The organism is Paraburkholderia bryophila, assembly GCF_003269035.1.
Taxonomy (GTDB): domain Bacteria; phylum Pseudomonadota; class Gammaproteobacteria; order Burkholderiales; family Burkholderiaceae; genus Paraburkholderia; species Paraburkholderia bryophila.
In genome coordinates this window covers 170609-197088 of sequence record NZ_QLTK01000004.1, presented here as the reverse complement: position 1 = coordinate 197088, position 26480 = coordinate 170609, and the positions used below count along the sequence as shown (strand labels likewise).

Below are 26480 nucleotides of genomic sequence, written 5' to 3'. Positions count from 1 at the left end.
CGCCCCTTCATCCTATGAACCTCAGCGAGCCAAGCAGACGCCGTGACCCGCCGACCTGATGCACGCCGAAGCCTCGCCGCTGTCTGCCAGCAGTCCGCAATCGCCAGCCCGTCCCAGTAGCGTTGGCATGACTCGTTCCCACAAATCAGCGTCAGCGTTTTCCATGGCCACCAGCGGGTTTGCCAGCCGGTTTAGGCGACCCCCCCACAGTCGGCTTGCCGGCAGCTTTGCCGCGTGGCTTTTGCGCACTGAATGGGCTACCGCTGAACAAGCTCGTGCCTCGACTACCTTGACTGTCTTTAGTGCCCTTACTGCCTTTCCCCGCCGCTACAGCGCGCTGCGCCACAGGCTTGCGTTTGCCTTCCCCGCTTTGCAGGCGCGGTTTCTTGTTCACCGCCTGAGGCGCGCCAACCACACCCTGCGGCACCTTCGGCTTCTTAGGTTTTTTGGGTTTCTTAATGATCTCGCCCGTCGCACTGGTCTGCGGCACGCGATGTTCGGCTTCAAATCCCGGCTCTTCCTCGCGACGCAGCGTTTGCCGGATCAGCGCTTCGATCGCGGCCAGTTGCGGTGCTTCATCGGCACACACAAGGGACACCGCCACGCCGCTCGCGCCCGCGCGGCCGGTGCGGCCAATACGGTGCACGTAATCTTGCGCTACGATCGGCAGATCGACGTTGATCACCAGCGGCAGGTCGTCGATATCCAGTCCGCGCGCGGCCACGTCGGTGGCGACCAGCATTTGCACCTGGCCCGTCTTGAAGCGCTCCAGCGCACGCAGGCGCGCGGGTTGCGGTTTGTCGCCGTGGATGGTGTCGACCGCATAGCCTGCGTCATCCAGCATGGCCGCCAGGTAATCCACGCCGTTGCGGGTTTTGACGAACACCAGCGCGTGCGTCCAGTCGTTCTCGGCCACGAGGTGCATGAAGAGGTCGGGCTTGTTCTTTTTATCCACCGGCACCACCCATTGCTTGATCCTGCTGGCCGTGGCATTGGGCGGGCTGACGCTGATATCGACCGGGCTGCGCAGAATACCTGCCGCCATGGCGCGGATATCGTCGGAAAACGTGGCGGAGAACAGCAGGGTCTGGCGCCGGGCCGGTAAGGCGGCAAAGACGGCGTTGAGTTCGCGCTCAAAGCCCAGATCCAGCATGCGGTCGGCTTCGTCCAGCACCAGCGTCTGCACCTGATCGAACTGCACGGCGTTCTGGCGATGGAGATCCAGCAGACGGCCCGGCGTGGCAACGAGGACATCCACGCCTTTGCGCAACGTCATCATCTGCGGGTTGATACTCACGCCACCGTAGGCGGCCAGACAGCGCAAGTCGAGGCCTTTGCCGTAATCGACAAAGCTCTGCAGCACCTGTTCGGCCAGTTCACGCGTGGGGACCAGCACCAGAGCCCGCGCGCGGTTGCTGGACACCGCCGGGCCGTGTTGCACCAGCCGTTGCAAGAGCGGCAGCGCGAACCCCGCCGTTTTGCCCGTGCCGGTCTGCGCCGCCGCCATGACGTCTTTGCCGCTGAGCACGGCGGGAATCGCCTTGGCCTGCACCGGCGTGGGGGTCTCGTAGTTGAGGTCCTGCAGGTTACGCAGCAAGGGACCGATCAGGCCGATCGAGGCAAAAGACATTGACGTATTCCGGGCTAAAGTCGCAATTCTAGCGGTTGCCGCCTCACTGCACGGCGCGGAACCCTCTGCATGGCTCGCACGGCCGACAAGCCGCGAAAAAGCGCACTCCAGAACGCAAAACGGCCCAGCGGGCAACCCTGCTGGACCGTCGGAACTACCGCGCCGTACGCCACTATCACCGCGCGCAGGCAAGGCTCAATCAAAAGCCAACCTCAAAACTCCACGACCGCGAATTCCGCCTTACCCACATCGCACAGCGGGCAGCGCCAGTCTTCGGGAATCGCGGCGAAGCGCGTGCCCGGCGCGATGCCTTCCTCGGGAATGCCTTCTTCCTCGTTGTAGATCCAGCCGCAAATCAGGCAGACCCAGCTTTTATATTCAGTCACTTCGATTACTTCGCTCACGACGTACTCTTCTCTCTATTCAATGCAAATGATCCGCCCGTCTGCCCCTTTTTTAGGCACGGCGGCGACCCGCAATATTACCGGAATTTGTCAATTCGACCGAAAACTACCGACGCTGCGGCGCCGCAAAGCGCCAGCGACGAGACGCGCCCGACCGCCGGATGACTCGCGAACGACTCGCGAATCCCGTCGCGCACAGCGTGTATGCTCTGATCCGCAGCCTGTCGTTGAAACGGCCGCGCCGGGTGTCCGGCACGGCTTGCGACGATCGGCCACACACGGCCAGGCCGGTTTCGACGGCCCGGCCCGCGCATCATTTCGTTTCCAACAGGGGAAAAACGATGTTCAAAAACAAATGGTTGGCAGGTGCGGCAATGGCTGGATTGCTCGCCGTGTCGGGCGTGGCGCAGGCGGCGAGCGTGTCGTTCGTGCAACCGGCGGACGGCGCGAGCGTCAGCAATCCCGTGCACGTGGTGTTCGCCGTCGACGGCATGAAGATCGCGCCGGCCGGCACGATGACCGAAGGCACGGGTCATCATCATCTGCTGATCGACGGTCAGCCGCTGCCCAAGGGCGAGGTGATTCCCGCGACCGACAAGTCGCTGCACTTCGGCAAGGGCCAGACCGAAACCGATCTCACGCTGCCGCCGGGCGACCACACGCTGACGCTGCAATTCGGCGACGGCATGCATCGTTCGTACGGTCCGGAATTGAGCAAGACCATCACGGTGCACGTGAAGTAATCGCGCGCCGCACGAGCCGGCCGGTCCGGTGTATCTGCCGACCGGCCGCTCGCACCGCGCACACGGCCGATCCACGTTCCACCAGCCCGCCAAACAGCCTATCTCTTCCGCCATACAGGCACCGCCCCGCGCGCCCGGTACAATGGGCAGTTCCGACTCATCGCTGTCTTCTCCAATTCTCCATGTCGCTTTACACCATTACCGGGGCGCAACTCGCGTTCGGTCACGTCGCGTTGCTCGATCACGCGGATTTCTCTCTCGAAGCGGGCGAGCGCGTTGGGCTGATCGGCCGTAACGGTGCGGGCAAGTCGTCGCTGCTCAAGATCGTCGCGGATCTGACCAAACCTGACGACGGCCTCGTCACGCGTCAACAGAACCTGACCACGGTCTACGTGCCTCAAGAGCCCGAGTTCGATACGGACGACACGGTGTTCGAGGCGGTCGCCGCGGGCCTCGCGCACGCCCGTTCGCTGCTCGACGAATACGACGTGGTCGCCAATCAGCTCGCCGACGAGCCGGAAGGCGCGGAGCACGACGCGCTGATGGACCGCATGAACACGCTGCAATCGTCGCTGGACTCGGTCGATGCATGGAACTGGAGCACGCGCGTGGCCACCACGCTGCAGCAGATCGGCCTGAACGGCGAGGCGCGCGTCGGTTCGCTGTCGGGCGGTATGCAAAAGCGCGTGGCGCTGGCGCGCGCGCTGGTCGTGCAGCCGGACGTGCTGCTGCTCGACGAGCCGACCAACCACCTGGATTTCGAAGGCATCCGCTGGCTCGAAGACCTGCTGGTGTCGCTGCGCGCGGGCCTGTTCTTCATCACCCACGACCGCGCGTTTCTCGACCGTGTCGCCACGCGTATCGTCGACCTGGATCGTGGGCGTCTGCTGTCGTATCCGGGCAATTTCTCCGCTTATCAGACGCGCAAGGCGCAGCAACTCGAAATCGAACAGGTCGAAGCGGCCAAGTTCGACAAGCTGCTCGCGCAGGAAGAAGTCTGGATCCGCAAGGGCGTCGAGGCGCGCCGCACGCGCAGCGTCGGCCGGATCGCGCGGCTCGTGGAAATGCGCAATCAGCGCGCGGAACGCCGCAACGTGCAGGGCAACGTCCGGCTCGACGTCGGCCAGGGCGAGAAGTCCGGCAAGATCGTCGCCGAATTGACCGACGTGACCAAGCGCTACGGTTCGCGCACGGTGGTCGACAACTTCACCGTCACGGTCATGCGCGGCGACAAGATCGGTTTTGTCGGTCCGAACGGCGCGGGCAAGACCACGCTGCTCAAGATGATCCTCGCCGAACTCGCGCCTGACGAAGGCACGGTGCGCGTCGGCACTAATCTGCAGGTCGCGTATTTCGACCAGATGCGCGCGCAACTGGATCTGGAAAAGAGCCTCGCCGATACGATCAGCCCCGGCAGCGAATGGGTCGAAGTCAACGGCCAGAAGAAGCACGTCATGAGCTATCTCGGCGACTTCCTGTTCGCGCCGGAGCGCGCGCGTTCGCCGGTCAAGTCGCTGTCGGGCGGCGAGCGCAACCGTCTGCTGCTGGCGCGTCTGTTCGCGCGGCCGGCCAACGTGCTGGTGCTCGACGAACCGACCAACGACCTCGACATTCCCACGCTGGAACTGCTCGAAGAACTGCTCACCGAATACGACGGCACGGTGCTGCTGGTCAGCCACGATCGCGCGTTCCTGGATAACGTCGCGACCTCGGTGATCGCGTCCGAAGGCGGCGGCAAGTGGCGCGAATACGTCGGCGGCTTCACCGATTGGCAGATTCAGCGCGACCGCTCGCAGCAAATGGCGCTGGAGGCGCAAAAGGAAGCCAATAAAGACGCCGGCAAAGACACCGCGCCGGCCAAGGACACGGCGGCCCGCAATACACAGCAGCGCGCCGCCAAGCTGTCCTTCAAGGAGCAGCGCGAGCTGGAGGCGCTGCCGCCGAAGATCGCCGAGCTGGAAGCCGAGCAGAAGACCATCGGCGCGCAACTGGAAGACGGTTCCGTGTTCGCTAAAGACCCGCAGGAGGGCACGCGCCTGACTGAACGCTACGCCGCGATCGACGAAGAACTGCTGCTCGCGCTGGAACGCTGGGACGAACTGGAAAACCGCCGCAAGTGAAGTGCACAAGCGGCGGCCGCGAGTGCAGCGCGACGGTGCGCTGCGCGTCGCGGCGCGCCCGGCACCTGCCGTTCGTCGAGATTGAAGCGGCGTCGTTGTCCACGCTGCCCCTTATCCAGATGGCCAATCCGGCAAGTAGTGAATTGCCGCCTGATTCGAAATCAGTAAAATACCCCGCGAACAGGCATGCCCGCACGGCGGGCACGCTGCCTAACTCCGTTGTTTCGTTTCGCTTTTTTTGAAAAGTCAACGCATTGTCCACGGACCTGTCCACAGGACCTGTGGACAACGATGAACCGCCGCACCCGAGTCAACCATGTCTACGAAAAAGCCAAACGCCGCGTATAGCGAAGCGTCGATCAAGGTGTTGAAGGGCCTCGAGCCGGTCAAGCAACGGCCCGGGATGTACACCCGCACCGAAAATCCGCTGCACATCATTCAGGAAGTCATCGACAACGCGTCGGACGAGGCCCTCGGCGGCCACGGCCGCCAGATCACCGTCACGCTGCACGCGGACCACTCGGTCTCGGTCGAAGACGACGGCCGCGGCATTCCGTTCGGCCTGCATCCGGAAGAAGGCGTGCCGGTCGTCGAAATCGTCTTCACGCGCCTGCACGCGGGCGGCAAGTTCGACAAAGCCGCCGGCGGCGCGTACACGTTTTCCGGCGGCCTGCACGGTGTCGGCGTGTCGGTCACCAACGCGCTGTCCACCCGCCTCGACGTCACCGTGTGGCGCGACGGCAAGGTCGCCGATCTGAGCTTCGCCAATGGCGACGTCGCCAAAGCGCTCGAAGTGCGTGCCGCGGTGAAGGGCGACAAGAAGTCCGGCACGCGCGTCACCGCGTGGGCCAATCCGAAATACTTCGACTCGCCGAACCTGCCGCTCGGCGAACTGCAACGTCTGCTGCGTTCGAAGGCGGTGCTGCTGCCGGGCGTCGAAGTTACGCTGATCAACGAGAAAACCGGCGAACAGCAAACCTGGAAATACGAAGACGGTCTGCGCGGCTATCTGCTCGAAGGCATGAACGGCAGCGATCTGCTGATCCCGCTGTTCGAGGGCGAACGTTTCGTCGAAAACTCGCGCGCGAGCGAAGAAACCTTCGCGGAAGGCGAGGGCGCGTCGTGGGTCGTTGCGTGGAGCGAGGAAGGCACGCTGATGCGCGAGTCGTACGTGAACCTGATTCCGACGCCCGCGGGCGGCACGCACGAATCCGGCTTGCGCGACGGTCTGTATCAGGCGGTGAAGAGCTTCGTCGAACTGCACAATCTGCAGCCGAAGGGCGTGAAGCTGCTCGCCGAAGACGTGTTCGCGCGCGTCTCGTTCGTGCTGTCGGCCAAGGTGCTCGATCCGCAATTTCAAGGGCAGATCAAGGAGCGCCTGAATAGCCGCGACGCGGTCAAGCTGGTGTCGTCGTTCTCGCGTCCGGCGCTGGAGTTGTGGCTGAATCAGCACGTCGAGCACGGCAAGAAACTCGCCGACCTCGTCATCAAGCAGGCGCAGGCGCGTACGCGTGCCGGCCAGAAGGTCGAGAAGCGCAAGAGCTCGGGCGTGGCGGTGTTGCCGGGCAAGCTGACCGATTGCGAGTCGACGGAAATCGGCCGCAACGAACTGTTCCTCGTCGAGGGCGACTCGGCGGGCGGGTCGGCCAAGATGGGCCGCGACAAGGAATATCAGGCGATCCTGCCGTTGCGCGGCAAGGTGCTGAACACGTGGGAAACCGAGCGCGACCGGCTGTTCGCCAATAACGAAGTGCATGACATTTCGGTAGCGATCGGCGTCGATCCGCACAGCCCGGACGACAAGATCGATCTGTCGAATCTGCGCTACGGCAAGATCTGCATTCTGTCGGACGCCGACGTCGACGGTTCGCATATCCAGGTGTTGCTGCTCACGCTGTTTTTCAGGCATTTCCCGCAACTGATCGAACGCGGGCATGTGTGCGTCGCGCGTCCGCCGTTGTTCCGGGTCGATGCACCGGCGCGCGGCAAGAAGCCGGCGCAGAAACTGTACGCGCTCGACGCGGGCGAACTCGAAGCGATCCTCGACAAACTCCGTAAAGACGGCGTACGCGATACGCAATGGTCGATCAGCCGCTTCAAGGGCCTCGGCGAAATGAGTGCGGAACAGTTGTGGGATACGACCATGAACCCCGACACGCGGCGCTTGACACCGGTCGCGCTCGGCGAACTCGACTACGACGCCACGGTAGCGCGCATGACCATGCTGATGGGCAAGGGCGAAGCGGCCTCGCGCCGTAGCTGGCTGGAAGAAAAGGGCAACGAAGTGGAAGCGGACATCTGAGCGCGTCGAAGCGCGCTCGATCTCCCTGAACTCACTTCACGCCAAACACGGATACGGAATCTAGATGGACGACGACAACACTCTCGACCTTTTCACCGAGCCGCCGCCCCCGGAGGGCGACATTCTGACGCTCGGCAATTACGCGGAAGGCGCGTACCTCGAGTACGCGGTGAGCGTGGTCAAGGGCCGCGCGCTGCCGGACGTGTGCGACGGCCAGAAGCCGGTGCAGCGCCGCATCCTGTTCGCGATGAACGACATGGGTCTGTCCGACAACGCCAAGCCGGTCAAGTCCGCGCGCGTGGTCGGCGACGTGCTGGGTAAGTACCACCCGCACGGCGACCAGTCGGCGTACGACGCGCTGGTGCGCCTCGCGCAAGACTTCTCGATGCGCTACCCGCTGATCGACGGCCAGGGCAACTTCGGTTCGCGCGACGGCGACGGCGCAGCGGCCATGCGCTACACCGAAGCACGCCTGACGCCGATCGCGAAGCTGCTGCTCGACGAGATAGACCAGGGCACGGTCGATTTCATGAAGAACTACGACGGCGAGTTCGACGAGCCGCGTCTGCTGCCCGCCCGCCTGCCGTTCGTGCTGCTCAACGGCGCATCGGGCATTGCGGTGGGGCTGGCGACGGAAATTCCTTCGCACAATCTGCGCGAAGTCGCGGGCGCCGCGGTCGCGATGATCCGCAACCCGAACCTGTCGCATGCCGAATTGATGCAACACATTCCGGGGCCGGACTTCCCGGGCGGTGGCCAGATCATTTCGAGCGAAGCGGAAATCTCCGCGGCGTACGAAACCGGTCGCGGCAGCCTGAAGGTGCGCGCGCGCTGGAAGATCGAGGAACTCGCTCGCGGCCAGTGGCAACTGGTGATCACGGAACTACCGCCGAACACGGCCGCGCAGAAGGTGCTCGAGGAAATCGAAGAGCAGACCAATCCGAAGATCAAGCTCGGCAAGAAGACGCTCACGCCCGAACAACTGCAGACCAAGCAGACCATGCTCGCGCTGCTCGACGCGGTGCGCGACGAGTCCGGCCGCGATGCGCCGGTGCGCCTCGTGTTCGAGCCGAAGTCGAGCCGCATCGACCAGACCGATTTCGTCAACACGTTGCTTGCGCATACGAGCCTGGAGTCGAACGCGTCGCTGAATCTGGTGATGGTGGGCGGCGACGGCCGGCCGCGCCAGAAGGGGCTGCGCGAAATTCTGCAGGAGTGGATCGCGTTCCGCTTCGCGACCGTGACGCGCCGCACGCGTCATCGGCTGTCGAAGGTCAACGACCGGATTCACATCCTCGAAGGGCGGATGGTCGTCTTTCTGAATATCGACGAAGTCATCCGCATCATTCGCGAAGCCGACGAACCGAAGGTCGCGTTGATGGCCGCGTTCGGCTTGTCCGAGCGGCAAACCGAAGACATTCTCGAGATCCGGCTGCGTCAGTTGGCGCGTCTGGAGAAGATCAAGATCGAGAAGGAACTGGCCGAACTGCGCGACGAAAAAGCCAAACTCGAAGAACTGCTCGGCAGCGAATCGGCGATGAAGCGTCTGCTCATCAAGGAAATCGACGGCGACGCGAAGCAATACGGCGACGAGCGCCGCACGCTGATCCAGCAGGAAAAGCGCGCTACTTTCGAAGCGCGGGTGGTCGATGAACCGGTCACGGTGGTGGTGTCGCAGAAGGGCTGGGTGCGCGCGCTGAAGGGCCACGGTCTCGATGCCGCAGGATTCACGTTCAAGGCTGGCGACGGTCTCTACGCGGCGTTCCAGTGCCGCACGCCGGACACGCTCGTCGCGTGGGGCAGCAACGGCCGCGTCTATTCGGTCGCGGTGGCCTTGCTGCCGGGCGGTCGTGGCGACGGCGTGCCGGTCACGTCGCTGATCGAACTGGAATCGGGCAGCCATCTGATGCATTACTACGCGGCCTCGGCGGATCAGGCCTTGCTGCTCGCGTCCAGCACCGGCTTCGGTTTTATCGCGAAGGTCGGCGACATGGTGAGCCGCGTGAAGGCCGGCAAGTCGTTCATGACGATCGACGCCGGCGCCGCACCGCTCGCGCCAATGCCGATGCTGCCGGATGCAACGCACATTGCATGTCTGTCGTCGGGCGGGCGTTTGCTGGTGTTCGGCCTCGACGAGATGAAGACGCTGTCGGGCGGCGGCCGCGGCGTCACGCTGATGGCGCTCGACGAGAACGAAACGCTGGTGCAGGCGCTGTCCGTCAATCACGCGGGCGTGATCCTGATCGGTACGCGGCGCGGTGGCCGCGTCGACGAAGAAAAGCTCGGCCCCGCCGCGCTCGCGCCGCATGTCGGCAAACGGGCGCGCAAGGGACGCACGCCCGAGAGCAAGATGAAGCTCGACGGCATGCGTCCGGTGCCGGCTGCCTGACAAAGCTTGACGTTCGAGCACGGCGAGCCTCTGCTAGCATGCGGGGCGCTCGCCGCGGGGAAAGCCTCGCGCGTCAGGAACTGCACGCACAGCGCGCGGTCGAATGCGCTCAGTAGCCGCCGCAAATATTATTCGTCATAAGCGGCACGGCGTCGTCGGGAGAGGAAAACAACATGAACAAAGCTATCGAACTCGCACTCTTTCTCCATCTGCTCGCGGTCGCGGTGTGGGTGGGTGGGATGATCTTCGCGCATTTCTGCCTGCGCCCGGCCATTGCGGATTTATCGCCGCAATTGCGCCTGCCTTTGTGGGAATCGGTGTTTAGCCGCTTCTTCAATTGGGTTGCGGCGGCGGTGCTGGTGATTCTGATCACCGGCGGCTTACTGCTGATGCAATTCGGCGGCGGTCATGCCACGTGGCCGTTGCATGCCATGGCCGGCCTCGGCATCGTGATGATGCTGATCTTCGGGCATATCCGGTTTGCGGTGTTCCCGCGCATTCGGCGCGCGGTGCAGGCGCAGAAGTGGCCGGACGGCGCCCAGGCGGTCGGTACGATCCGGCGCCTGGTGCTGATCAATATCGTGCTTGGCGTGGTGACGATCGGTGTCGCCGTGCTGTCGCGCGGGTTTTGAGGTTGCAAGGCTAGAGCGGGGCCACGCTACGGCAGCGACCCATACGCAAGCCACAACCCGCACACCACCGCCACCGTCCCATACACCACGTACACCGGCACCTTCAGCTTCACGAAGCACATGCCGGAGAACAGCGCGGTAAGCAGATACGCCGGCTTGAACGGCACATGTCCGGCAATGCGCAGCACCGCCACCGCGAGAAACGCGGTGGTGACCGCGCGCAGCATCCGCATGCCGTGCTCGAAGCGCGGATTCGCCTTCAGTTGATGCAAATGCCGCTGCGCCAGCACGACGAGGCAGCCCGACGGCACGAACAACGCCAGCGTGGCGATCAGTGCGCCCAGCCAGCCGTCCACCAGATAGCCGAAGAACGGCACCACGTTCAGCAGCGGACCGGGCGACAGCGGCGACAAAGAAAACGCCAGCGTGAAGTCGTTGTCCGACACACCGATCGCCGGGGTGACGAACAGCGTCTTCAAAACCGGCAGCGCAGAGAAACCGCCGCCGAACAGGGTCATGCCCGCGCCGGCCAGACGCGGCCACAGCAGCGCAAGTTCATAGCGAGTCGGCAATGGCAGCGCGAACAGCACCAGCAGCACGCACAGCGCGATCAGCAGATGCCGGTCGCCGCGTCCGAACGACACGACAAGCCGCGTATTGCGAATCGGGCTGATCACCCAGCCTGCGCCAAAGGCCGCACCGAGCATCGCCACATAAGCAGCGGGACTGCGCGCATAGAAAAGCGCGACGCAGCCGAGCGCCGCCGCGAGCCATTCGAGTTTGCCGCGCAACAGCGCGCGCGCCTGCTTATACCAGGTGACGGCGATCAACGTGGCCAGCACGACACTGAAGTGATTCAACAAGGTTTGCGAAGCGGCGGCACGCACGAACGGCGTGCGGTAGAAGATCGCGAACAGCGTCATCAGCATGAAGAAGGGCAGCACGCTGGCAATGCCCGCGACCCACGCGCCGGTGCGTCCGCGCAGCGCGTGCCCCAGCTGCACCGCGACGTTGCAGCCCACCGGACCGGGCACCATCCACGCCAGCGCGATCAGATCGGAGAAGGCGATGCGCGAGAGCCGCCCTTCGCGTTCGACATAGTGGTTTTCGAGTTGCGCCATGAGTGCGAGGCCGCCCCATGACAGCGCCGACAGGCCGAATACGACCCGGAATAGCGTCCATAGCGGTTCTCGTGCGCCTCGTCGGGCGGCATCCTGGCTCGTGATCGTCTGCATGGCGCCGCGGGCGACCGGCACGCGGCGCGCCCACCCTCCGGGATCATCGTTATATGAGGCGCGGCCGGTGGCGGGCATCGCGCTGTGATGCGGTACTGCGTGAATGTAGCCGGTTTTGCGCGGCCGTGGTGAGGCGCGTTGCGCGCCATCAGGCTCAGGGATTGGCGCTGGCGCTCGTGCTGGAGGTGACGGTGGCGTTGTCCGCTTCATGCGCCGGGCGACGGCCAGCCATGCCGCATACGCCGAAGCGCTCCAGCAGCGCGGGGATGGCCTCCACCGGCACGGGCCGCGAAAACAGGAAGCCTTGCGCCTCGATATGACCGAGCGCGGCGAGCCACGCGATCTGCTCCTCGGTTTCGGTGCCTTCGACCACCACGGTGAGCCCGAGCGAGCGCGCGAGGTTGACGATTGCGGTGACCATCACGCAGACGCTGCGGTCGCCGGGAATGGCCTGGATAAACGAGCGGTCCACCTTCAGCGTATCCACCGAAAAGCGGTTCAGATAGGACAGCGACGAATAGCCGGTGCCGAAATCGTCGAGCGCGACGCGCACACCGAGACGCTTCAACGCGAAGATCTTCTCGGAGACGAGTTCGGGATATTCCATCATCGCCGTTTCGGTGATTTCGAGTTCGAGGCGGCGCGCGGAGATGCCGCTTTCCTCGATGGCGTGCGAGATGGTTTCGTACAGATCGCCACGCCAGAACTGCACCGCCGAGATGTTCACCGCGAGCGACAGCGTGTCGTAGCCCTGTTGCTGCCACAGCGCGAGCTGCCGGCAGGCGGTCTCGATCACGAAGTCGCCGATCGGCACGATCAGGCCGGTCGATTCGGCAACCGGAATGAATTCGTTCGCCGGGATCAGGCCGTGCTGCGGATGGTTCCAGCGCACCAAGGCCTCGAAGCCCGTGATGCAGCGGCGTGTCAGGTCGATCTTCGGCTGGTAGGCGAGAAACAGCTGGCCTTCGGTCAGCGCCACGCGCAGTTGCTGTTCCCACTTCATCAAATGGTCGGCGCGGTGCGACAGTTGCGGCGAATAGAACTGGTAGCAGTTCTTGCCCGCGTCCTTGGCGCTGTACATCGCGAGGTCGGCTTTTTTCAGCAGGTCGATTTCGCTTTCGTTCGCGACCGAATAGAGCGCGATGCCGATGCTCGCATGCAGCACGAAAGAACTGCCACGCACCTCGAACGGCTTGGCGAAGACGTCCGCCGCCGCTTCGGCCAGCGCGATCGCCTGCTTCTCGACGTCGTCGCCCTTGAGCACCACGACGAACTCGTCGCCGCCGATGCGGCTCAACGCGCCGCTCTCGCCGACCGCGGTGGCGAGGCGTGATGCGGTCATTTGCAGCACGATGTCGCCGGCGTTGTGGCCGAGCGTGTCGTTGACGGTCTTGAAGTTGTCGAGGTCGATAAACAGAATCGCGAGACGGCCGAGGTTGGCCGGCTGCGTGACGTCGTGACGCAGGCTCTGCAGCGTCGCGTAGCGGTTGCGCAGACCGGTGAGCAGATCGTATTCGACCAGATGCGTCATCTCGCGCTCGCGGCCGAGCAGTTTGCCGATCAGGCCGGTGGCGACCGCGAAGAAGCTCAGCATGGCGAGCGAGATGAAGCCGGCCATCAGCAGATAGACATTGCGCGTGTGGTTGTAGTCCGCGAATTCCTCGGCTTGCGACAAGCCGACCAGCACGCCGAGCGGATAGCCGTCGATATGCCGGTACGACACGATGCGCGTGACGTTGTCGATCGAATCGATGTAGGTGCCCGACACGTGTTCCGAAGTCGGGTAGGTGCCGCTCGCCGAGAACGTGCCGTTGGCGCTGCTGGCGCTGCCGGTGCGCCGCGCGAGCACGGTGCCGTTGTCCGAGATCACCGCGATCACGCCTTCACGGCCGATCGCTGCGTTGTTATAGAAGTCGCTGGTGAAATAGCTGGGATCTTCCGACACCACCACCACGCCCGCGAACGAGCCGTCCGGATGATTCAGACGCCGCGTCATCTGCAAGGTCCAATGGCCTGACACGCGGCCGAGCACCGGCTTGCTGATATACAACTGGTCGTCGTTCTCGTGCTCGTGAACCTTGAAATGTTCGCGGTCGGACAGATCGATGTGTCTCGGATTGAGCTCGGCCGTATTGGCGATCAACGTGCCGTGTTCGTCGATCAACGACACCTGTACCAACGTCTCGCTCTGCACCACGCCTTTTTCAACCGTGCTGGCGAGATCGAAATGCCCCGGGGTTTTCTCGAATTCGTATTTGACGAAGCGCGTGATCTGGTCGACCTGGTGAATCGCCTTGACCGTGTGCTGCTCCAGTGCCGCGGAGAGTATGGCGGCAGAGGCCATGGCCTCGCGATTGGTGGCTTCTTTCTCGACCGACAGACGCGCGAAAATCACGGTCCACAGCAGAATCAGCACCAACACGCCGAGCGCCGGAATGGCGAACAGGGCTCGACGGCGCGACACGGCGGGGTCGCGGCGGGGTTGGGCATCGCGCTGGTCGGAGAAGCGTGACTTGCTCATCGGCGAGTCCGTGCCCGGGTTCCGGCCGGTTGCAAACGAGCGAGGGTCGACTGCGCTGATTTCATGGTTGGCTGCATCGTGACCAGGGTGCCGGAACTGCTGCGCAGGAGGAGGGAGCGTGGTGTCGTGCCCGATTGTCCGCACGTTATCAGGCACGTTTCGATATTACTTAATGCCACTGGATTAAGGAAGGGTCCACGCTTCGGGTATACGCGGGCGCAGCAAACGGCGCAGCCGGGATGATTTCGTGGCCGCGTCGGCCGGTGCTGGGGCCGCGGCCCGGTGGTCGTTTTCGAATGTTTCATCGGGAGTCGCGGCTGGGCGTTCAGGTGTGCCAAGCCTTGCTCAATGCAAAATGCATTGATTGGGCGAGAGTCCGCGGCGCTTCGTGGCGTAGCGTGGCTGAGCGCGGCAAACCGCGTGCGTCGTTGCGTGACGCTGGCGAGGACACGCTAACCAGCGCCCGGCAGGCAAGGAGTGTGCCGTTCATGGCAGGCGGAACGTGCCGTCCACGATCGTTACCGAGGCGCCGCCGATCCATGTCTTGCCTTGTGTGTCGTCGTAGTGCACCGACACCTGGCCCGCGCGACCGAGGACGGTGCCTTGACGGGCCGTGTAGCGCTCGCCCGGGCGTCGTTGCTGCGCGCTCAACAAACCGGCGAGCGCCGCATTGGCGCTGCCGGTGACCGGGTCTTCCCCCGTACCGAAGCGATCGCCGGCCATCAGGCAACGTACTTCGAACGTAGCAGGGCCGTTCGGCTCATGCGGACCGTAGACGGCGAGGCCAATGGCCTCGACCGAATGCACGAGTTTGGCGAGTGCGCCCGCTTCGGGTTCGAGCGCGAGGCAGTCTTGCGCCGAATTGACGCGTACCACCAGCCACGGTGCACCATTGTCGACCGCGCAGGGCGCGGCGCTGAAATCGATCGCGTTACTACGCAAAGCCGTAGACAGTTCGGTATAGCGATCCGCGCCGAGCGGCGTGATGCGAGCGGGCGGCGCGGCGAAAGCCCACGCGCGTGGTTCGGTGTTTTGCGCGCTATCTACGCTAGCCGCGGCCGGCAACGCCTTGAGTTCGACGAGACCCACGCCGCATTGCTGGACGAGGCGGCCCGTCTGCTTCGGCTGATAGCCGCTTTCGAGCAGCGCATGCGCGGTGCCGAGCGTTGGATGCCCCGCGAACGGCAACTCGCCTTCTATCGTGAAGATGCGTACGCGATAGTCGGCGGCCGGGTCGGTGGGCTTTAGCAGAAAGCTGGTTTCGGACAGATTGGTCCAGCGCGCGATGGCCTGCATCTGATCCGCATCGAGCGTATCGGCATCGAACACCACGGCAAGCGGATTGCCTTTGAACGGCACCGACGTGAACACGTCGACTTGTTTGAAACGGACAGGGTTGGCGAGCATCGTGCGCGGTCCGGCGAATCGTGCGAGTGGATCGGGTTCGCGGATTCTATCTGCTGCCGACGCGACGAGCCACCTCGCCGCAAAAAGCAGAACGCGTCGCGAGGTGCTTAGACCTCGCGACGCGTTCTGGTTGTCCGGCGCGATGATGCGCTTTACTAATGCGAGTCCGCGACGCGTTAGCGTTACGCAGCCTTACTCGACTTCGGCGATCATCTCGATCTCGACGCACGCGCCGAGCGGAATCTGCGCGACGCCGAATGCCGAACGCGCATGCTTGCCGCGCTCGCCGAAAACGTCGGCGACCAGTTCGGACGCGCCGTTGGTGACCAGATGCTGTTCGGTGAATTCGAGCGTGGAATTGACGAGGCTCATCAGCTTGACGATACGCGTAACGCGGTTCAGATCGCCGACGTGCGTGTGCAGCGTAGCCAGCAGGTCGATGGCGATGGAGCGTGCCGCGGCCTTGCCTTCTTCCGTCGTGAGGTTGTCGCCGAGCTTGCCGGTCCACACCTTACCGTCTTTCTTCGCGATGTGGCCCGACAGGTACACCGTGTTGCCGCTTTGCGCGCTCATCACATAAGCGGCGGCCGGCGCGCCGGCGCTCGGCAGTTCGATGCCCAGTTCCTTGAGCTTGTCGTACACATTGGTTTGAGCCATGTTGCGTCCTTGGTCAGTGATGGAATTCGGAGGTGCCTGCCGGGCGCTATGCGCGCAAGCAGGCTTCGCTTAAATCTTCGCGCGGATCAGTGCGCCCAGACGCGCCATGCCTTCGTCGATCTTGGCCGGCGGCACCGTGACGAACGACAGGCGCAGCGTGTTGTGTTGCGCCTCGTTTGCGAAGAACGGTCCGCCCGGCACGAACGCGACATTTTGCGCGACGGCTTCTTCGAGCAGTTTCATGCTGTCGATCTGCGCGGGCAGATTCACCCACACGAACATGCCGCCTTCCGGACGGTTCCAGCTCACGCCTTCGGGCATATAGCGTTCGAGCGCGGCCAGCATGGCTTCGCACTGATTGCGGTACAGCTCGCGGATGGTCGGCACGTGCGTGTCGAGGAAGCCGTCCTTGATCACTTCGTGGACGATGCGCTGCGTGAAGCTCGGCGTGTGCAAGTCAGTGGCCTGCTTGGCCTGCACCAGTTTGAAGATGAGTTCTTCGGGCGCGATGATGTAGCCGACCCGCAGGCCCGGCGCCAGCACCTTCGAGAACGAACCGAGGTGGACGATGTGGTCCGGCGCCATGGAGAGCATGGTGGGCAACGGCTCGCCGGCGTAGTCGAGCGCACCGTACGGGTCGTCCTCGATCACGGGGAACGGCGCGGTCTTCGCAAACTCGGCGAGCGCGCGGCGGCGCTCGACCGGCAAACGGCGGCCGGTCGGATTCTGGAAGTTCGGTTGCGCGTACAGCAGGCGCGCGCCGGCCGTCAGCTCGGGCGTGAGGCCTTCGGGAATCAGGCCTTGCTCGTCAGTCGGCACCTGAACGTAGCGCGGCTCGTACATCGAGAACGATTGCAGCGCGCCGAGGTAGGTGGGCGTTTCGACCAGCACGGGGCTGTCCGGACAGATCAGCACTTTACCGAGCAGGTCGAGCGCCTGTTGCGAACCGGTGGTGATCAGCACCTGACTGGCACGGATCTGGGCGCCGTTCACCGAATAGCGTTTGGCCACCCATTCGCGCAGCGGCAGATAGCCTTCTGTCGCGCTGTATTGCAGCGCCGCGGCGGGCGAGTCGCGCAGAATCCGGTCCGATGCCTCGCGCATGCGTTCAGCCGGGAAGGTGGCCGGCGAGGGCAGACCGCCCGCGAACGAAATGACTTCGGGCCGTTCCGTGACTTTCAGAATCTCGCGAATCGCCGAGCTCGTGAGCTTGCGTGCGCGTTCGGATAGTTGCCACGTGGGGGCTTTCAAGTCGCTTTGGTCCATGGTCTTCCTCTGCTGGTATCGGTGGAACCGGTCAAAAACTTCAATTATCGCGCGAGTCGGCGACCCGCGCGCGCTGCTTTAATTAAGGGTCCGTAGACCCTCGGGTGTATCGAACTCGGCGACGAGCGCCGCGGCGCCCTCGGCTGGCTGCAACGCGATCAGATGCGCGGCGCCGAGCCATTGCAACTGCGCCGCGACGAGCTCGGCTTGCGGATGCGTACCTTTCAAGGCTTTCAGGGCGATGCCCGAATCCGGCAGGAACGCCGACGGATGGTGCGCCGAGTCCCATTGAATCAGTGACGGCAGTACGCCGTCGCCGGCGCCTTGCCAACTGGGGAAAGCGCCGTCGTCGGGCACCGAGAGGCCCCATGTGAAATCGCCGCGCGTCATCGGCACGATTGGCGCAATGCGCTGCGGATACTGCGTTTGCCACGTCGACAGCCGCTTCGGCCGGTCGACCCGCGCCACCCAGTGCGACAGGTACGGCCCGTGGTCGAGCCGCGCCTGGGTGGCCGGGTCGTCGAGCGCGAACAGACGGGCGCGCGGTGCGCTGCCCTCGGCTGGCGCGGCGGCGTGCGGATCGATCGCGATCACTTCCAGATAGACGCCGCCCCACAGGTTCAGCAGACGGTTGTGGGTTCGCATCAGCGGATGCGCGCCGCCGCCGGCCGGTGCGACACCCAGCGCGTCGGCGACGTACTGCGTGCCCTCGTCGAGGGTGCGGGCGGAAATCACGAGGTGGTCGAGACGAAGCGTTTGGGCGGTCATGACGGAATCGGGAAACGGGAAACGGAGAACGGTTTTTCTGCGGCCGGCCGGCGCGCGTCGCGCGGGCCGCGCGCGCCGGGTAGGGCGGCTGCGCTGCCGGGGCCGTAAGCATAACCGTTTGCCGGATCGGCGGGCCATGCGCGGGGTGTTTTCGGCGGGTCTTGCCGGATCGCTGGCGGCCGGCGGGCCATCCGTCCCGCTGGGGCCGGGTCGCGTTGCCCCGTTGCTTGTCTCAAAATGTAGCGACGACGACCGGCACAGTAACGGTACAATCGATTCGATACTTTCCAGTACGCCTGTACGACGCCCCTCCGGGGAACAGTTGGAGCCTGTCATGTCCGTCCCGCTCGCCCAGATTCCCACGCCGCACGACACGACCGCGATGACGCTGGTCGAGCAGCTCGTGCAGTGGGCCCGCCGCCGTATCGAGGAACGCGTGTTTCGTCCCGGCATGCGCATGCCGTCGATCCGCAAGCTCGCGCTGGACAAAGGCGTGTCGCGCTTCACGGTGGTCGAGGCCTACGAGCGGCTGGTCGCGCAAGGCTATCTGGAGTCGCGGCGCGGCTCCGGCTTTTATGTGCGCGAGCGTCTGAGCGGGGTGGCGCTGGTCGAGACGCGCGCGCCGAGCATCGCCACGCCCGAGCCGGCCGCGCTCGACGTGGTCTGGCTGCTGCGCAACATGCTGCATACCGGTGCGCGCTCGGAGCGCAGTCCGGGTCTCGGTTATTTGCCGATGCGCTGGCTCGACGGCGATCTGATCACCAACGCGCTGCGCACGCTCGGCCGGCAAAGCGGCGCGCAGATGCTCGGCATCGGCACGCCGCAGGGATTTCTGCCGCTGCGCCAGCAATTGCAGACGCGGCTCGAGGAGCTGGAGATCGGCGCCTCGCCGGACCAGATCGTGATGGTGTCCGGCGTCACGCAGGCCATCGACCTGATCTCGCGCATTTACGTGAAGCCGGGCGATGCGGTGATCGTCGGCGATCCGGCGTGGTTTCAGATGTTCGGGCGTTTCGTGTCGCAGGGCGCGCGGCTGGTCGGCATGCCGTACACGCCGGACGGCCCGGACCTGGACGCGCTCGAAGCGCTGGTCGAGACGTGGCGGCCCAAGATGCTGGTGATCAACTCGGTGTTGCAGAATCCGACCGGCACGTCGCTGACGGCGGCCCAGGCGTTTCGCATTCTGCGGCTCGCCGAGGCCTACGATTTCATCGTCGTCGAAGACGATATTTACGGCGATCTGTGTCCGCCGAGCTATCCGGGCACGCGGCTCGCGAGTCTCGATCAGCTCAAGCGGGTGATCTACCTCGGCAGCTTTTCGAAGACGCTCGCGCCGAATCTGCGCGTCGGCTTTATCGCGTGCGCGCCGGACGTCGCGCGGGCCGTCAGCGATCAGAAGATGCTGGTCGGCATGACCAGCCCGGAACTGAACGAGCGGGTGCTGTACAAGATTCTGACCGAGGGCCATTACCGGCGGCATGTCGAGCGGCTGCGCGTGCGGCTCGACAGCGTGCGCGAAAAATCCGTGCGGATGCTGGAAAAGACCGGCCTGAAGCTGTTCCTGACGCCCGCGGCCGGCATGTTTCTGTGGGCCGATACCGGCGTCGACGCCGGCGCGCTGGCCGCCGCCGGCCACGAAGCCGGCTTTCTGCTGACGCCCGGTAGCCTGTTCTCGCCACAGCAGTCGCCGACCACCTGGATGCGCTTCAATATCGCCAACTGCGGCGATCCGGAACTGGCGACGTTTCTGTCCCGCTATCTCGACGGAGTTGCGCGCCGCGCCTCTTGAAACTGCGCGAGCTTGCCCCAAAATACGCGGGCAATGCGGTAGTCGCCGAATTGACGCACCGACGAATCGACTCGGCGCGCCGGCCGCCGGCGCTGCGCGGCCCGTTGCAAAGGCCACACCGGCCGCATCGGCCGCGCCAGGCGTCCTGCATCACCCCGATTTGAATCCCATTCGTAACAGAGAGGAAGTCCGACCATGGCACAAGAAACCATGAGCTTTCAGGCAGAAGTGAAACAGCTTCTGCACCTGATGATCCATTCGCTGTACAGCAACAAGGAAATTTTCCTGCGCGAGCTGATTTCGAACGCGTCCGACGCGGCCGACAAGCTGCGCTTCGAAGCGATCGAAAACAGCGCGTTGTACGAAGGCGATTCGAACCTGCGGATTCGCGTGTCGTACGACAAGGCCGCCCGCACCGTCACGATAGACGACAACGGCATCGGCATGAGCCGCGACGAAGCGATCGCCAACCTCGGCACGATCGCCCGTTCGGGCACCAAGGAATTCTTCGGCAAGCTCTCCGGCGACCAGCAGAAAGACGCGGCGCTGATCGGCCAGTTCGGCGTGGGCTTCTATTCGGGCTTCATCGTTGCCGACAGGATCACGGTCGAAACGCGCCGCGCCGGTTTGCCGGCGTCGGAAGGCGTGCGCTGGGAAAGCGCCGGCGAGGGCGACTTCGCGGTCGAGAGCATCGAGCGCGCGGCGCGCGGCACGACCATCACGCTGCATCTGCGTGCCGACGAAGACGAGCTGCTGTCGTCGCATCGTCTGAAGTCGATCATTCAGAAGTACTCGGACCACGTCGCGCTGCCGATCCTGATGCACAAGGAAGAGTGGGACGCGGAAAAGAGCGAGATGGTCACGAAAGAGGAAGACGAGACCGTCAACCAGGCCAGCGCGCTGTGGACCCGTTCGAAGAACGACATCACCGAAGAGCAGTACAAGCAGTTCTACCAGCACCTCGCGCACGACCATCAGGACCCGCTCATCTGGACGCATAACCGCGTCGAGGGCCGCAGCGAGTACACGCAACTGCTGTACGTGCCGACCCACGCGCCGTTCGACCTGTTCAATCGCGACCATCGCGGCGGCCTGAAGCTGTACGTGAAGCGCGTGTTCATCATGGACGAAGCCGAGCAACTGCTGCCGGGCTATCTGCGCTTCGTGAAGGGCGTGGTCGATTCGAGCGATCTGCCGCTGAACGTGTCGCGCGAAATCCTGCAGGAAAGCCGTGACGTCAAGACGATTCGCGAAGGCGTGATCAAGCGTTCGCTGTCCATGCTCGAAGAGCTGGCCAATTCGGAAGACGAAGCGGAAAAGGCCAAATACGCCGGTTTCTGGAAGGAATTCGGCCAGGTGCTGAAGGAAGGCATCGGCGAAGACTTCGCCAATCGCGAGCGGATCGCGAAGCTCGTGCGCTTTGCGTCGACGCATACGGACACGGCGGAGCAGACGGTGTCGCTGGCCGATTACGTCGCGCGAATGAAGCCCGAGCAAACGAAGATTTACTACGTGACCGCCGACACCTGGCTGGCCGCGACTCACAGCCCGCATCTCGAAGTGTTCCGCAAGAAGGGCGTGGAAGTGTTGCTGCTGACCGATCGCGTCGACGAATGGATGCTGTCGTTCCTGAACGAATTCGACGGCAAGCCGCTGCAAAGCGTGGCGCGCGGCGATCTCGATCTGGGCGCGCTGAACGATGAAGAAAAGCAGGCCCAGGAAAAGGTCGGCGAAGAGTTCAAGCCGCTCGTCGAGAAGATGAAGGAAGCGCTGAAGGACAAGGCGAAAGACGTGCGTCTCACGTTCCGCCTCACCGATTCGCCGTCCTGTCTCGTGGCCGACGACGGCGAAATGAGCGGCTATCTGCAACGCATGCTGAAGGCGGCGGGGCAGGACGCGCCGTCGTTCCATCCGATTCTCGAAGTGAATCCGGAACATGCGCTGGTGAAGGGCTTGCACGCGGATAGCGCGAACTTCGACGACTGGTGCCACCTGCTGTTCGACCAGGCCATGCTGGCTGAAGGCGGATCGCTGGAAGATCCGGCGAGCTTCGTGAAGCGCACCAACGCGTTGCTGCTGGCGCGTGCGTAATAAGCGCGGTTTAACGAGTGTGAATTAACAGCGGTCGGTTGACGCTGGGAGTCGAAAAATGCGCTGCCTTTGGGCAGCGCATTTTTTTTGGCTGTGCCGGACTACGGCGCGAAATTTAGCGGGCCGGAACCGGCCGGTTCAGATGCGTGACCTGCGAAAGCACGCAGCCGGCCAGTTCCTTGGCTTCGTGGCAGGACGCGTGGTCAGCCAGTACCTTGGCCGCCAGACTGCCGATCTTCTGGCTGGTCTGTTTGGACGTGTGATGCTGCGCCAGTGCCGAACCGGCGAGTTCTTTCTCCGCAAACGTGACCGATGCGCGCCGCAAAACCAGCGCGGCCAGATGAGCGATTCGGTCGGACGTTTCTTTCGTGTTGACGGTATTCAAGGGTGACTCCGGAATGGTTAATTATCGATGATGTCGGCCGTGCAGGCATGGCCTGTCTGGTCGACCGGGATAAGTATGGGTAACTAACTAAACAGAATCAACGATCATAAATTGAGATTGGTTTATGAGACGTAATAGCGGGGGATCGTCTTATTCTTTCGGATTCTAGATTCGGATGCCTGAAGGATTTATCGCAATCTTCCAGGTCGCATTTGCGCCGGATCTTATTCAACGAAGACGCGTTCGCGCGTCACGACTTTCCGTGAATTCCCATGCTCGATTCCGCCCTGGCAATATCCTCCGCACAGACCGAGCGCCGCGCTGCGCTCGCGCGGGCCTACGCGCTCAACCCCGAGCTCGATCCCGCACTGCCGCTGCAACTCGCGCTGGCCTTGCGCGAGATTCGCGACTGGCCGGCGGTCGAACGTCTCTGCCGCGAGCGGCTCGCGCGCCATCCCGCGGATGCGGAAATGGCCTGGCAACTCAGCCACGCGCAGTGGCAAAGCAACGACGCTGCCGCAGCGGAAGCGACCATGCGCGCCGTCGATCGCGCCGCGCCCGGCAATCCGCACGTGTCGGCGGCCATTGGCATGTATCTGGCCGAGCAGGCGCGCTACGACGCGAGCGAAGCAGCGTTGCGGGCGGCGCTGGCCCTCGATCCCTCGATGGTCGAGGCGGCCGTCGACCTGGCCGATCTGGAATTGCGGCGCGGCGCATGGGCGTGCGCCTGGCCGCGCTTCGAGGCGCGGCTCGCGCGCAACGACCGCGAGCCCAACAACATCGTCAACGTGATGGCGGCGCTGTGTCCGCGCTGGCGGGGCGAATCGTTGGCAGGCAAAACGCTGGTCGTGCATAGCGAGCAGGGTAGCGGCGACGATATCCAGATGGTTCGTTTCGTGCCGCGACTGGCTGCGCGCGTGCGTGCCGAAGGCGGCCGCCTGGTGCTGGCCGTGCGCCGCCCCTTGCAACCGCTGTTCGCGCGGTTTTACGCGGATTGTGTGTCGATCGAGGAGGGGCCGCTCGGCACGCCCGACTACGCCTGGCCGATGATGAGCCTGCCGCTCGCGCTTGATCTGCGGCCCGACGAACTACGTGGCGCGCCATACCTGCAGGCCGACATCGTGAAGATGGCCGCATGGCGTGAGCGGATCCACGCCTGCGCTCCGGATGCACGGCATCACGTCGGTCTGGTGTGGTCCGGCAGTCCGACGCATCGGCGCGATGCGAAGCGCTCGATTCCGCCGGCCGCGCTCGCGGCGCTGCTGAGGCTGCCGGACATCGTGTTCCACCCGCTCACGCCCGGCCGTCACGACGACGTGGCGGCGCTGATCGCGCAGGGGTATCGCGTGTGCGATCTGACGGCGGCCTATGCAAGCGGATTCGACGACGTCGCGGCGCATCTCGGCGTGCTCGATGCGCTGGTAACCATCGATAGCGCGCCGTTGCACCTCGGCGGCGCGCTCGGGCGGCCGGTCCTCGCGATGCTCGATCACGTGTCGCATTGGTCGTGGGGCAACGAGGAGGCGCAACCCTGGTACGACTCGCTGGAACTGTTCAGGCAGCCGCGTCCGGGGGACTGGGCGCCGGTGGTCGAGCGGGTCAAAATCTGTTTGCAGGCGATAACGGCCTGCAAACCGTAGGTGTGGGGCGTGGGCGAATGCGTGGGCGAATGTCGAGGGCTAGCCGCCCCTGGATGCCCTGGTGCGGCCGGCACAGGCTCGTCGCGTAGCGCCGCTATAATCCGACACCATGCCTATCCGTTTCGATGCCGCCGACGCCCATTGGCGGGTTGCTCCTTTACCCGGCTTCAGCGCCGCCCAGAAAGACTGGCTGACGCGCGGCGGTTCGCTGACCGCGCATCTGCGCGCGCTCGGTGCGGTCGCAGTGCGGGTCACGCGTGAAAGCGTCGCGTTGCCATGGACCGACGAATCCGCCGCGCTCGGCCTCGCGCCACGCGCGCCGGTGTGGGTGCGGGAAGTGGTGCTGTCGGTGGCGGGCGTGCCGTTCGTCGCCGCGCATAGTGTGACGCCGCTCGCCGCGAGCGTCGGCGTGTGGCAGGCCACCCGGCGTTTGCGCACGCGGCCATTGGCCGAGCTGCTGTATAGCGACAGCAGCGTCGCGCGTTCGGCGCTGGTGAGCCGGCGCCTGACCGAACGTCATCCGTTGTACCGGTTGGCGGCGCGTGAAATGGCCGCGACCGGTTTTTTGTCGCCGCATACGCTGGTCGCGCGCCGCTCGGTATTCGAGCGCCACGGTGCGCCGCTGATGGTGACGGAATGCTTTCTGCCCGCGCTGTGGTCGCATCTCGCCGCGATGGTTTCTTCCGGCGTCGATGACGCGAACGCGTTGGCCCAATCGCCGCATGCCGCGCACCCGCGTGTGCGCGAGCACGGCCGTCCGCTTGAACACACCGCGTCGCGCGCGCATGCCTCGAAGGAAATCGCACTGGAAGATCCAGCGGCGGTGCGTGCATCCAGCGAGCGAGGCCGCTGATGCTGCGCGGCTTTCCTCCCGTCGTCGCGGCGGATACCCACACGCTGATTCTGGGCAGCTTTCCCGGCGAAGCGTCGCTGGCCGCGACGCAGTATTACGCGCATCCGCGTAACCAGTTCTGGCGTCTCGTTGGCACCGTGCTCGACGAACCGCTCCCCACGCTCACTTACGAAGAACGTCTGCGCCGCCTGCTCGCGCATGGCATCGGCGTGTGGGACGTGCTCGCCGCCTGCGAACGCGAGGGCAGCCTCGACGTGGCGATCCGCAACGCGAGCCCCAACGACTTCGCGTCGTTGCGCGCACACGCGCCGCAGCTCGCGAAAGTCTGCTTCAACGGCAAGACGGCCGGCCGTTTCGCGCCGGTCATCGGCGCCGCCGGCTACGCTACCCTGGTCTTGCCTTCGTCCAGTCCGGCGAATGCTATGCTCTCGTTCGACCAAAAATTGTGCCTCTGGCGCGACATCCTCACATGACGAAATTGATCAAGCGCGCTTCGGCCGAAGCGCGTGCCTTCCGCCATCGCGACGCCGATACCGCTGCTACCGGCGGCAAGCAGCCAGCCGTGCGCAGCAGGAAGCGCGCATTGCACGACGACGATCTGCACGACGCGCCGCAAATCGAAACGCCGCGCAAGCCGCGTTTCGCCCCGGTGACGTTCTCCGAAGAAGGCGGTGTGCGCTTCCTGCATTTCGGCACGGAATGGGTGCAAGGCGCCATGCGTCTGCGCAAGCCGGATCACATCGAACTCGAATACGCGCAGCAAATGATGGCCTGGTTGCTGTTCATCGAAACGCCCAGGCGCGTCGTCCAACTCGGTCTGGGCGCGGCGGCGCTGACCAAGTTCGCGTACCGCTTCCTGAAGCGCGCGAAAGTCGAGGCGGTCGAACTGAACCCGGCGGTGGTGGTGGCCGCCCGCACGATGTTCGAATTGCCGCACGACGACGCACGCCTGACCGTGCACGAAACCGACGCGTGGGACTTCGTCAACGACAGCGCCAACCACGGCACGATCGGCGCGCTGCAGGTCGATGTCTACGACGCGACCGCGCGCGGTCCGGTGCTCGACAGCGTCGGTTTCTACCGCGCGGCGCGCGCGTGCCTGACCGACGCGGGCGTGATGACGGTGAATCTGTTCGGCGATCATCCGAGTTTCGTGCGCAACATGAAGCGCCTGAACGAAGCCTTCGACGGCCGCGTGATCGCGCTGCCGGAAGTGCATGACGGCAACCGTATCGCGATCGCATTCTCGGGCCCGGCGCTCGACGTGCCGTTCGCGGCGCTGCAAGCGCGCGCGAAGCTGATCGAAGCGGAACTCGGCTTGCCGGCCCGCAAGTGGATCAAGGGTCTGCAGGAATCGACCGGGCAGCAGGGCGAGTCGTTCGCGATCTGATGCTGTAAGGGTCGGGCCGGCCGAGGCCGGTTCGACTTCCCCAGGGCTTCGCGCCCACCCGTTGCGTGCATGCGACGGTTCGGCAGTCCGCAGTCCGCAGTACCCCCTCGTTTCCGCTAAACCGCCGCTGCGCGCGCCCCAGCAGCACGCCCGCGCCTCGGGTCGTCCCTGCTTGACCGCACGTTCGCGGCTCCTATACTCTTTCGAAGCTTTCGGGGCGCCCGTGGCTATCCGCGACGGGATCCACCACCCGTCAAA

Annotated in this window: 19 protein-coding genes and 1 pseudogene; 11 read left to right on the top strand and 9 right to left on the bottom strand. The window is 64.5% G+C overall.

The window, feature by feature from the left end; genetic code table 11:
- Window positions 1-151: 151 nt before the first annotated feature.
- Entirely contained in the window at window positions 152-1630 is a 1479-nt protein-coding gene (locus tag BX591_RS09575) for a DEAD/DEAH box helicase (protein ID WP_111930586.1), read from the bottom strand.
- Between the two features lie 212 nt (window positions 1631-1842).
- Window positions 1843-2034, bottom strand: coding sequence for a rubredoxin (locus BX591_RS09570; protein WP_105507625.1), 192 nt, complete (start codon window positions 2032-2034; stop codon window positions 1843-1845).
- Between the two features lie 341 nt (window positions 2035-2375).
- Here BX591_RS09570 and BX591_RS09565 point away from each other — a divergent pair, with 341 nt between their 5' ends.
- From BX591_RS09565 to BX591_RS09545, 5 genes are all read left to right on the top strand, one after another.
- Complete coding sequence (locus tag BX591_RS09565; protein WP_111930909.1) at window positions 2376-2777, top strand: DUF4399 domain-containing protein; 402 nt, start codon at window positions 2376-2378, stop codon at window positions 2775-2777.
- Window positions 2778-2959: 182 nt separating this feature from the next.
- Window positions 2960-4897, top strand: a complete 1938-nt coding sequence (locus BX591_RS09560; RefSeq protein WP_111930584.1) for an ATP-binding cassette domain-containing protein — start codon at window positions 2960-2962, stop codon at window positions 4895-4897.
- 316 nt (window positions 4898-5213) lie between these two features.
- Window positions 5214-7199, top strand: a complete 1986-nt coding sequence (locus BX591_RS09555) for a DNA topoisomerase IV subunit B (RefSeq protein WP_111930582.1) — start codon at window positions 5214-5216, stop codon at window positions 7197-7199.
- A gap of 64 nt (window positions 7200-7263) precedes the next feature.
- Window positions 7264-9588 carry a DNA topoisomerase IV subunit A gene (gene parC, locus BX591_RS09550; RefSeq protein ID WP_111930580.1) on the top strand — a complete coding sequence of 775 codons (2325 nt, stop codon included), beginning with the start codon at window positions 7264-7266 and terminating at the stop codon, window positions 9586-9588.
- A 173-nt stretch (window positions 9589-9761) separates the two neighbouring features.
- Window positions 9762-10220, top strand: a complete 459-nt coding sequence (locus BX591_RS09545; RefSeq protein ID WP_111930578.1) for a CopD family protein — start codon at window positions 9762-9764, stop codon at window positions 10218-10220.
- 26 nt (window positions 10221-10246) lie between these two features.
- On the opposite strand, the gene BX591_RS09540 is transcribed toward BX591_RS09545, so the two are convergent.
- From BX591_RS09540 to BX591_RS09515, 6 genes are all read right to left on the bottom strand, one after another.
- Window positions 10247-11455, bottom strand: coding sequence for a chromate transporter (locus BX591_RS09540; protein ID WP_111930907.1), 1209 nt, complete (start codon window positions 11453-11455; stop codon window positions 10247-10249).
- Between the two features lie 154 nt (window positions 11456-11609).
- Window positions 11610-13976 carry a bifunctional diguanylate cyclase/phosphodiesterase gene (locus BX591_RS09535; RefSeq protein WP_111930576.1) on the bottom strand — a complete coding sequence of 789 codons (2367 nt, stop codon included), beginning with the start codon at window positions 13974-13976 and terminating at the stop codon, window positions 11610-11612.
- Between the two features lie 486 nt (window positions 13977-14462).
- Complete coding sequence (locus BX591_RS09530; protein WP_111930574.1) at window positions 14463-15383, bottom strand: PhzF family phenazine biosynthesis protein; 921 nt, start codon at window positions 15381-15383, stop codon at window positions 14463-14465.
- 192 nt (window positions 15384-15575) lie between these two features.
- Window positions 15576-16040 carry a RidA family protein gene (locus tag BX591_RS09525; RefSeq protein ID WP_111930572.1) on the bottom strand — a complete coding sequence of 155 codons (465 nt, stop codon included), beginning with the start codon at window positions 16038-16040 and terminating at the stop codon, window positions 15576-15578.
- A gap of 69 nt (window positions 16041-16109) precedes the next feature.
- Entirely contained in the window at window positions 16110-17306 is a 1197-nt protein-coding gene (locus BX591_RS09520; RefSeq protein WP_111930570.1) for an aminotransferase-like domain-containing protein, read from the bottom strand.
- A gap of 78 nt (window positions 17307-17384) precedes the next feature.
- The gene (locus tag BX591_RS09515) at window positions 17385-18074 is read right to left on the bottom strand and encodes a VOC family protein (RefSeq protein WP_111930568.1); all 690 of its coding nucleotides are present in this window, start codon (window positions 18072-18074) and stop codon (window positions 17385-17387) included.
- A 334-nt stretch (window positions 18075-18408) separates the two neighbouring features.
- On the opposite strand from BX591_RS09515, the gene BX591_RS09510 reads away from it, so the two are divergent.
- A complete protein-coding gene (locus BX591_RS09510) occupies window positions 18409-19863 on the top strand; it encodes an aminotransferase-like domain-containing protein (protein ID WP_111930566.1) in 1455 nt (484 codons plus the stop codon).
- A 195-nt stretch (window positions 19864-20058) separates the two neighbouring features.
- The gene (gene htpG / locus BX591_RS09505; protein WP_111930564.1) at window positions 20059-21954 is read left to right on the top strand and encodes a molecular chaperone HtpG; all 1896 of its coding nucleotides are present in this window, start codon (window positions 20059-20061) and stop codon (window positions 21952-21954) included.
- Between the two features lie 115 nt (window positions 21955-22069).
- Here the strand turns inward: htpG and BX591_RS09500 are convergent, their stop codons facing one another.
- Entirely contained in the window at window positions 22070-22339 is a 270-nt protein-coding gene (locus tag BX591_RS09500) for a hypothetical protein (RefSeq protein WP_111930562.1), read from the bottom strand.
- Between the two features lie 302 nt (window positions 22340-22641).
- Here BX591_RS09500 and BX591_RS09495 point away from each other — a divergent pair.
- From BX591_RS09495 to BX591_RS09480, 4 genes and pseudogenes are all read left to right on the top strand, one after another.
- Window positions 22642-23979, top strand: a pseudogene (locus BX591_RS09495) (tetratricopeptide repeat protein); the annotation flags it as partial.
- A gap of 109 nt (window positions 23980-24088) precedes the next feature.
- Window positions 24089-24832, top strand: coding sequence for a chorismate--pyruvate lyase family protein (locus tag BX591_RS09490; protein ID WP_111930560.1), 744 nt, complete (start codon window positions 24089-24091; stop codon window positions 24830-24832).
- A complete protein-coding gene (locus BX591_RS09485; RefSeq protein ID WP_111930558.1) occupies window positions 24832-25305 on the top strand; it encodes a DNA-deoxyinosine glycosylase in 474 nt (157 codons plus the stop codon). Before BX591_RS09490 ends, BX591_RS09485 begins: the two co-directional genes overlap by 1 nt.
- Window positions 25302-26222 carry a class I SAM-dependent methyltransferase gene (locus tag BX591_RS09480; RefSeq protein WP_111930556.1) on the top strand — a complete coding sequence of 307 codons (921 nt, stop codon included), beginning with the start codon at window positions 25302-25304 and terminating at the stop codon, window positions 26220-26222. The genes BX591_RS09485 and BX591_RS09480 overlap by 4 nt, the downstream gene beginning before the upstream one ends.
- Window positions 26223-26480: the final 258 nt, after the last annotated feature.

Excerpts from the sequence above, each read along its gene's own strand:
- BX591_RS09575 (WP_111930586.1), bottom strand. The coding sequence starts at position 1,630 with ATGTCTTTTGCCTCGATCGGCCTGATCGGTCCCTTGCTGCGTAACCTG.
- BX591_RS09565 (WP_111930909.1), top strand. The coding sequence starts at position 2,376 with ATGTTCAAAAACAAATGGTTGGCAGGTGCGGCAATGGCTGGATTGCTC.
- BX591_RS09560 (WP_111930584.1), top strand. The coding sequence starts at position 2,960 with ATGTCGCTTTACACCATTACCGGGGCGCAACTCGCGTTCGGTCACGTC.
- BX591_RS09555 (WP_111930582.1), top strand. The coding sequence starts at position 5,214 with ATGTCTACGAAAAAGCCAAACGCCGCGTATAGCGAAGCGTCGATCAAG.
- parC (WP_111930580.1), top strand. The coding sequence starts at position 7,264 with ATGGACGACGACAACACTCTCGACCTTTTCACCGAGCCGCCGCCCCCG.
- BX591_RS09545 (WP_111930578.1), top strand. The coding sequence starts at position 9,762 with ATGAACAAAGCTATCGAACTCGCACTCTTTCTCCATCTGCTCGCGGTC.
- BX591_RS09540 (WP_111930907.1), bottom strand. The coding sequence starts at position 11,455 with ATGCAGACGATCACGAGCCAGGATGCCGCCCGACGAGGCGCACGAGAA.
- BX591_RS09535 (WP_111930576.1), bottom strand. The coding sequence starts at position 13,976 with ATGAGCAAGTCACGCTTCTCCGACCAGCGCGATGCCCAACCCCGCCGC.
- BX591_RS09530 (WP_111930574.1), bottom strand. The coding sequence starts at position 15,383 with ATGCTCGCCAACCCTGTCCGTTTCAAACAAGTCGACGTGTTCACGTCG.
- BX591_RS09525 (WP_111930572.1), bottom strand. The coding sequence starts at position 16,040 with ATGGCTCAAACCAATGTGTACGACAAGCTCAAGGAACTGGGCATCGAA.
- BX591_RS09520 (WP_111930570.1), bottom strand. The coding sequence starts at position 17,306 with ATGGACCAAAGCGACTTGAAAGCCCCCACGTGGCAACTATCCGAACGC.
- BX591_RS09515 (WP_111930568.1), bottom strand. The coding sequence starts at position 18,074 with ATGACCGCCCAAACGCTTCGTCTCGACCACCTCGTGATTTCCGCCCGC.
- BX591_RS09510 (WP_111930566.1), top strand. The coding sequence starts at position 18,409 with ATGTCCGTCCCGCTCGCCCAGATTCCCACGCCGCACGACACGACCGCG.
- htpG (WP_111930564.1), top strand. The coding sequence starts at position 20,059 with ATGGCACAAGAAACCATGAGCTTTCAGGCAGAAGTGAAACAGCTTCTG.
- BX591_RS09490 (WP_111930560.1), top strand. The coding sequence starts at position 24,089 with ATGCCTATCCGTTTCGATGCCGCCGACGCCCATTGGCGGGTTGCTCCT.
- BX591_RS09485 (WP_111930558.1), top strand. The coding sequence starts at position 24,832 with ATGCTGCGCGGCTTTCCTCCCGTCGTCGCGGCGGATACCCACACGCTG.
- BX591_RS09480 (WP_111930556.1), top strand. The coding sequence starts at position 25,302 with ATGACGAAATTGATCAAGCGCGCTTCGGCCGAAGCGCGTGCCTTCCGC.